Annotated in this window: 4 protein-coding genes and 1 pseudogene; 4 read left to right on the forward strand and 1 reads right to left on the reverse strand. The window is 58.4% G+C overall.

Annotated features, from left to right (window positions below; all coding sequences use genetic code 11):
- Positions 1 to 503: 503 nt before the first annotated feature.
- From AAFO90_RS15530 to AAFO90_RS15540, 3 genes are all read left to right on the forward strand, one after another.
- Positions 504 to 2,465 (forward strand): hypothetical protein, encoded by a 1,962-nt coding sequence (locus tag AAFO90_RS15530; RefSeq protein WP_347509950.1) that lies wholly within the window; start codon positions 504 to 506, stop codon positions 2,463 to 2,465.
- 35 nt (positions 2,466 to 2,500) lie between these two features.
- The gene (locus AAFO90_RS15535) at positions 2,501 to 5,239 is read left to right on the forward strand and encodes a glycosyltransferase (protein ID WP_347509951.1); all 2,739 of its coding nucleotides are present in this window, start codon (positions 2,501 to 2,503) and stop codon (positions 5,237 to 5,239) included.
- 253 nt (positions 5,240 to 5,492) lie between these two features.
- Positions 5,493 to 6,137 (forward strand): glycosyltransferase, encoded by a 645-nt coding sequence (locus AAFO90_RS15540; RefSeq protein WP_347509952.1) that lies wholly within the window; start codon positions 5,493 to 5,495, stop codon positions 6,135 to 6,137.
- A 187-nt stretch (positions 6,138 to 6,324) separates the two neighbouring features.
- Here AAFO90_RS15540 and AAFO90_RS15545 read toward each other — a convergent pair whose 3' ends face one another.
- Positions 6,325 to 7,257, reverse strand: coding sequence for an IS5 family transposase (locus tag AAFO90_RS15545; protein WP_347509953.1), 933 nt, complete (start codon positions 7,255 to 7,257; stop codon positions 6,325 to 6,327).
- Between the two features lie 64 nt (positions 7,258 to 7,321).
- On the opposite strand from AAFO90_RS15545, the pseudogene AAFO90_RS15550 reads away from it, so the two are divergent.
- Positions 7,322 to 7,627: pseudogene (locus tag AAFO90_RS15550) on the forward strand (IS21 family transposase); the annotation flags it as partial.
- Positions 7,628 to 7,752: the final 125 nt, after the last annotated feature.

Genomic DNA, 7,752 nt, shown 5'->3' on the forward strand with positions numbered 1-7,752 from the left:
TTTCGCGGCATATTTGAGCGATTATCAGAAAACAGTCAGAATGGCGGCTGATATGTCTTCGTTACACGATGCTCAAAGATTGTATTGTGGGGATTAGTAGGATAGCCGTCCGGTAGTTTTAAAATAAGATGTGCTGCATGAAAATAGAGAAGACTTTCTCATCTGAGGAGAGGCCGAAAAATGTCGTTCTGATGTGCTTGAGGTGCCTTGCTCCGTCGCCTTTGGGCGCGCATGAGGACCAAGAGACACCCGGACAAGTCTGGGTGGGTGTCATCCCATAGGAAACGATATCTACCAGCGTATTTCCAAGGCGAGACTTGGGCAAGGCGGGTGATGAGGCGCGGATACTTTCGGAGGTATGTTGAACGAGCGCTGTGCGCTGGCCAACACGCGAAGACATTCAGCAAGAACAACTATGGTGGCGACGTGGTGGCGCTGGTAAGAAGGCGACGCCTTCAGCTTGGGTCGGTATTTGCAGGCAGCAGAGATGGAAAATAACCGATATGGCAAAATCTAAGAGCGCGGAAAAGGTGGGTAATCCTCGCAAGACGAAAGCTGCCAAGGCGCAGGCCGATAGGGAAGCTGTGGTTGTTCTGCCGATGCATCGCAGCGGCTCGAGCGCGCTTTCACGCGTGCTGAACCTGCTGGGCTGCGATTTACCGAAAACCTTGATGCTGGGCAATGAAACCAATCCGACCGGCCATTGGGAGTCGGTAGAGATCCGGGCGCTGAACGATGATATTCTGGCATCAGGTGGGTCGCAGTGGCAGGACTGGCAGGCGTTCAACCCCAACTGGTACAAAACTCCCAAACCGCATGAGTTTCAGGCTCGCGCGCTGAAGGTCCTGCAGGATGAATTCGGATCCTCGAGCCTGTTCGTGTTCAAGGATCCTCGTGTTTGCCGTATCTTCCCTTTCTGGCGCGACACCTTTACTGCCGCCGGGATCGACCCGAAGATCATTCTGACTGTCCGCCACCCGCAGGAGGTTGCGGCCTCACTGGAACGGCGCAAAGACAATGGAATTCCTGTGCTTGTGGGGTTGCTGCTCTGGCTGCGCCACATGCTGGAGGCCGAGGCTGACACGCGTGGAATGACACGGGCGACTGTCTCTTTTGACAGGTTGTTGCAAGACCCGATCGGGATTGCCGAAAACCTGCAAGACGAACTGGGGCTGTTCTGGCCCAGTCTGTCGGAACTACAGGCCGACGTTATCCGCGGTTACATGGATCCATCGCTGCGCCATCACAATGCTGCCGCGGAGGTGGAGCTGGCACGGGCGCCGGAATTCCGTGAATGGCTGGAGGAGGTCTATGAGATCTTCCTGCGCTGGAGCCGGGAGGGCGAGAATAGTGCCGATTACCCGGCGCTGGATACTGTGCGCGCCCGGCTGAACGATCTGGTCGGTCCGCTGCACCAGGTGGTTGGGATTGTGACCTCGCAGGCAAGTGAATTGACCCGGCAGATGGCGGAGATAGGCAGCCTGTCAGAGGCAAAGCGTGCGACAGATGAAAAGCTGACTGAGGCCGTCAACGATCTGCAGGACAAGTTGCAGACGCTGAGCAGTGCTCTGGAACAGCGCAACCAAGAGGCGGAGGAAACGAAAGCCGCCTTGGCGGCGACCCAGGCACAGCTGACTGAGGCCCGTGCCGTTGGTGATGATTTACGTTTAGAAAAAGACCGCCTGGTAGGCGAGTTAGCCACCCGGAACGAGGCTGCCGACGATCTGCAGGACAAGTTGCAGACGCTGAGCAGTGCTTTGGAACAGCGCAACCAAGAGGCGGAGGAAACGACAGCCGCGTTGGCGGCGACACAGGCACAGCTGACTGAGGCGCGGGCGGCAAGTGACGACGTACGCCTAGAAAATACCCGACTGGCAGGTGAGCTTGCAGCCCGGGACCAGGTCATCGACGATCTGCAGGGCAAGCTGCACACTCTGAGCAGCGCGCTGGAACAGCGCAGCCACGAGGCGGAGGAAACCGCAGCGGCGTTGACGGCAGCGCAGGGGCAGATCCGCGAGCAGGAGCAGGCGGCAGATGCTCTGCAGGAGGCGCTGGCCAAGGCCCAGGATGCAGGAAGGGCTGATGCCAGCCGGATTTCCGGGCTGCAGACTGAGTTGGAGACGGTTCGTCAAACCTTAAAAGACCGCGATGGTGCGGTGACGAAGCTGCGCGAGAAAAATGGCCGTCTTGATGCGGAGGCGGCGGCGCAGGCGGATGATATGGCGCAGATGGCACAGATGATCCTAGAAAAGGAAGAGGTGCTCAAACGCCGCAACGCGGAGGCGCATAAGGCCGAAGCGGAGGTGACGGCGCTGCGGCAAGATCTGGAGCGGATCGGGCAGGAGCTTGAGGTACGCTCTCATGCCTTGGCTGCGGCAGAAGGCGAGCGTGAGGCGCTCCTGCGCAGCACCTCCTGGAAGCTTACCGCGCCGCTGCGGCGGCTCTCCATGATGTTGAAACGATAGGTGGGCCGACACAGTGGACAAACAGGAAAAGTGACATGAGCATTGCCGATGAAATCAAGGCGTCCGGGTTGTTCGACCGGGACTGGTATCTGGCGACCTATCGTGATGTCGCTCTGTCTGGAATCCCGCCGATTGCGCATTTCGTCCGCATCGGAATGAAAATCGGTCGCAACCCGGGACCGAAGTTCGACACCCGGCATTATCTGTCACAGGTATCCTCGGGGGATCTGGAGGGGATGGCGCCGGTGATGCATTTCATTCGTGTTGGCCGCGCGCAGGGTTTTGCACCTATTGCGGTAAAGCAGAAAACGGTAGGCAGTCCGCAGGTGGCCAAGGAACCAGTTGCGAATATCGCACGGCCTGCAGGAGCGGCCAAGGAGGTGCCCTCATGGGTGAACCCTTCGGTGACATTTTCCCAAATTCTCCGGGCGCTGGAGATATCGAAGCACCCCGATGCGGTTGCGATTACTTGCTGGGATGGCGGCCATAACCCGATTGGCCGGGCCAAGGTGTTGTACGATATCTGCAAAACCGGTCGTAAGCCGGTTCTGTTTACCTATCATTTCCAAGAGTTCTCTGACGTGATCTGGGAGCCGATCGCGGACGAGGATATCACCGTCGTGCAGATCCCCTGGGCGGAGCGGGCCAAATTCCTCAAGATGATTGCGGATTGTGGGATCGAATTTCCCACGGTCTGGATCTGCAAGTCGCGCTATCCCTCATTTGAGCTTGCTGCGCATATTACCGGCGCCGAGACGCGGGTCATTCTTGATGACGATGACAACGAAGAGCATTTTTCGCGCTCGAAGGCCTCGACCGAGAAATTCTATGGTCGGTTCTCGACATCGCTGACTCGTTATGTGGCTTCGAACCTTGCCAGCCGGTCTGCTGCCAGCGTTACGCTGGCGCGCAAGACCGGCGCGGACATCGTTCGGCATTGCCGCCGCGCGGTGCCGGAGGAGTTGGCGTCACGGACACGTACGCCCGGGCCGCAGCGGATCGGGTTTATCGGTACGGTACGGCCTCACAAGGGGGTGATCGAGGCCGCTCGTGCGATCCGGGATTACAGAGAGCAGCGGCACCGGGATGTGGAGTTTCACGTCTACGGTGATTTCAATCCGCCGACTTTGAAGGATGAATTGCGCGCCCTAGGGGTGACGGTGCGGGACAATATTCCATCGTCGGAGTTGTTTGAAACACTTCAGGGGTTCGATGTTATTCTCACCGGTTACGATGCCGGGGGGACAGACCCCGAGGTAACCCGGTACCAGATTTCGTCGAAAATTGGCGATGGTTTGGCGGCGGGAAAACCGGTTCTGACACCCTATTACGAAAGTGTGGCGGACCTCGAAGATATCGAGGGTCTGTTCCTGTTCACGCAAGACAGTTTCTTTGGTGCTCTCGATAGGGCGTTGGGACATATGTCAGGAGTGAGCCTGCCGGAGCAGTTCACCTATGAGTATGGTTTTGCTGTCTTCGAAGCGCTGGAGGCCCGCGCCGATACCGGCCGGTCGCTGGATATGCTGATGCAACTGCGTCTTGATTCTGACCCGCTGACGGCGGGGACTGAACCGAAGAATCTTGTTTTGGTATGGAAGCAGCAGGATGCTGGTCTTTATGGTCGCCGGGTTGACCAGCTGGCGCGGAGCTTTCGGCTCCGCCACCCCGATACCCGGGTCATCATTCTCGAGATCGCTTCTCAAGGCACATTTGACGACTACCAGAAGTCCAGCAGCAGTTTCGTACGCGATCATGCGCTTCAGTTGCAGGACGTGCCGCAAAAAGAGTTGCGCAAGAAGAGTCCCGCCGGGGGGGTGGAGCTCCACCTGATCCGGAGTCGCTCCAGAGCCATGGTGGAAAAAGATCTGTCGACCTATATGATCGATGAGGGGTTCTACCCCGGGAACACTCTTTTGGTGCTTTTTCCGCTGCATCAGCTCTGGGAGAAGTGCAAAGCCGTGTTCTCCGCCTATCAGACGATTGTCGATGTCGTTGACAATCAGTTGTCCTGGGCCAGCAACGATGCCAAGAGAGAGGCCTATGTGTCCCAATATCTTGACGCGATTTCTGGCGGCACAGAGCTGGTGTTCAACTCGCCGGTCAATATGGAGTTTTTCAGGGAGTCCGGCCTGCTCAGCGGATGGCTTGCGACGGGTGGCACCCCCCGGGTGATTCCGAACTGGTACCATCAGCCGCCGCTGCCGGCGGCGCAGATGGGGGCGGGCACGGCGTCCCGCTTCGGCGACAGGGACGGCAAGACCCACCTGCTCTACAGCGGGAACATGAGCGACCGGTTCGACTGGGAGTTGATCGACAGCCTGGCCAGGACCGATGACTATGTGATCCATCTTGTCGGCTCCGCCGCCCGGCAGGCCGACCGGCTGCAAGAGGTTCTGGAAAACGATCAGGTCGTCTATTGGGGCATCCTGCCGGAGACCCGCCTGGCACGCCTGATCGGGCAGGTCGATATCGGTATCGTGCCGCATACGCTGACGGAGGTTTCCAAATACATGAACCCGCTGAAGGTTGAAATGTACGTGAGCTACGGGTTGCCCGTGGTCTGTACCGAGATCCCGGGTCTTGCCGGGCACGACGGGGTGCATGTCTGCGGCAGCCACGAGGATTTCAAGTCCGCCCTGGAGCGGTTGGCCGCCCATGCGGGCGATCCGCGGCAGCCGCATATTCCCGCCGCGGCGGTGGAATGCGAAAGACAGTATCTTGAGCTGATCGAGCAGTGCCTCCGGTCGCTGCGGCGGGCCGCGGATGCCGGGTGATCGGTGCCGGGAAGGTCGCATGTATCGTGGCGGGCGGGGGAAATACCGTTGTCCTGAACTGTGGACAGGACAAAGGATCGCGGGGCGCCCCCGTCCGGTTCTCTTGCTGCGGCGGCGGGGGGCGGGTATGAGTGGTCCGAAAATCGAACCCTAGCGCCGGAAGCCGGACATGTTCTCCAAAAGGCCCTTTCCCGTCGCGTCTCTTTCTTGAAATGAGGTTACTTTGATACCGAGAGTTGTGCACTTCATTTGGATGACGGGCCAGCTGAGCCGTCTGGAAGATCCCCTCCCTGATGAAGTGGAGGAGCGCCTCGATGAATGGAGGCGGCTTAACTCTTCTTTGGAGATCGTCTGCTGGAGTTGGGAAGATTTTAGAGATCTGGTCTCTGTTGATGAAGAGGGTAGGCGTGTTTTGGCTGCAGTTCAATCATGCCGTTTGATCGCAATGAAATCTGATATAATGCGGCTGGAAATACTTAGGAGATTGGGTGGGGTTTGGTCAGACATGAAAAACAAACCTCAATTCGACTTCATTTCGGAGCTGCCTTTGAAACAAGATGGTTTCCTCGTGGAGCATTGGCCCTTCCCAAAAAAACAAGACACTCGTAATTTCTTTTCAAATAGCCTATTTGGGTGCGCTCCACAAAATGGTTTCATTTCTGAATCGCTGCAGTTTTCTTTAGAGCGGGTTGAGGAAAAGGCGTCTGGTGAGACGATTCCATTTTTGACTGGAGGCGGGGTGTTTACACGGCTCTTTAAGAGGGATCCGGCTGGAGTCGCGGCTGTTGTTAAGGCTGATGTATGCTGGGGTGGGTGGATAGTTAGAAAAGCCATGAGTTATAATGCTGGCAGCAAGCATTGGTCGGTAAGGCAGAAAACTGAACCGCTTTATTGGTGATGATGGTCGTCGGGGCGGATCTGAGTTTATTGGTCTTCCGCAGAAACTCAGCCTTCGGAAACCACATTTTCGAACTAATGTAGCAAGTCAGGTAATAATTCCGAAAGGTTTCTTGATTGGATGAAGGCACATTGGCTCTGTTGCACAAATCGGCTTAAGGCCGCAGTTCCCCTTTCCCCGGACGGACTTATCCCACAGCTTCCGTGACGGGTATTCCGAGCGCGGTGTAGCCGTTCAGGACGGCGATGCGGACCTGGAGTTCGGCGACCTGTCGGTCGAAGTCCCGTGCCATGAGCCGCTGGCCCAGCAACTTGATACAATGCATCTTGGTCTCGACGCGGCTTCGGCGGTGGTATCCACTCCATCGTCGCCAGAGCGCGCGGCCCAGGTATTTCGCCGCGCGCAGGGCCTCATTTCGCGCCACGGCTCCGGCGGTGATCGTCTTCCAGGGCTTCGCGTTCTTGCGGGGCGGGATGACGGCATGGGCACCGCGATCTGCAATCGCATCGTGGCATTTGCGCGTGTCGTAGGCGCCATCAGCCGTAACGCTACCGATTTCCTGGTCCTGCGGGATTTGGTCGAGAAGGTGGGGTAGGATGGGCGCATCACCGATGTGGCTCCCGGTGACTTCGACGGCCCGGATCTCCAACGTTTCTTCATCGATCCCAAGGTGGAGCTTGCGCCAGACGCGCCGCTTCGGGCCGCCATGCTTGCGTGCGTGCCACTCGCCTTCACCTTCGACCTTGATCCCGGTGCTGTCGATCAGCAGGTGCAACGGCCCCTTGGAGCCGCGGTAGGGGATGTTCACGGCCAAGGTCTTCTGGCGGCGAGATAGCGTGCTGAAGTCGGGCACCGTCCAGTTCAGGCCGACCAGCCGTAGCAGGCTCTCGACGAACCCGGTCGTCTGCCGGAGCGCCATGCCGAACAGCACTTTCATCGAGAGGCACGTCTGGATAGCGGCATCGCTGTAGGTCTGCTGGCGGCCACGCCTGCCTGTCGGCGCGGCATCCCAGCTCATCTCGGGGTCAAACCAGATCGTCAGCGAGCCCCGGCGCTTGAGTGCTTCATTGTAGGCTGGCCAGTTCCTGGTCTTGTAGGTCGGGGGTATGGGTCTGCTCATGCATCCCAGCTACCACCCTGGATTCGCGAGATGAATCCCTCACGCGATTTGTGCAACAGAGCCGGCAGCCTTCCGCAACCTCGACGCCGACGCGCGGGCGGATCTCACGACGCGCTATGATGCCCTATGCGCCCATTACCGGATGACGCCGACGCGGAACAACAAGGGGGTGGCGCATGAGAACGGCTCGATCGAAAGCGCCCACGGCCATCTCAAGAGCGCGATCCGCGATGCGCTGCTGATGCGGGGCAGCGCCGACTTCGGCGATCTCGATGGCTACCGCGCCTTCATCGACGAGATCGTGGGGCGCCGCAATGCGGCCCGCGGCAAGCGTATCGCAGCCGAGCGGCCATATCTGCAGGGGCTGCCCCCCAACTTCGACACTTCGCGATGGATTTGAGCCCGGTTTGGCAATGCGGACTTCAATGAAATAAGGGCTTTCCGTGTGTGGAGGGTCAGATTTTGGCGAGAATCCTGTTGTGGCACGTTATGGCG

This window comes from Phaeobacter sp. CAU 1743 (genome assembly GCF_039839315.1).
GTDB classification, from domain to species: Bacteria; Pseudomonadota; Alphaproteobacteria; order Rhodobacterales; family Rhodobacteraceae; genus Phycobacter; species Phycobacter gallaeciensis_A.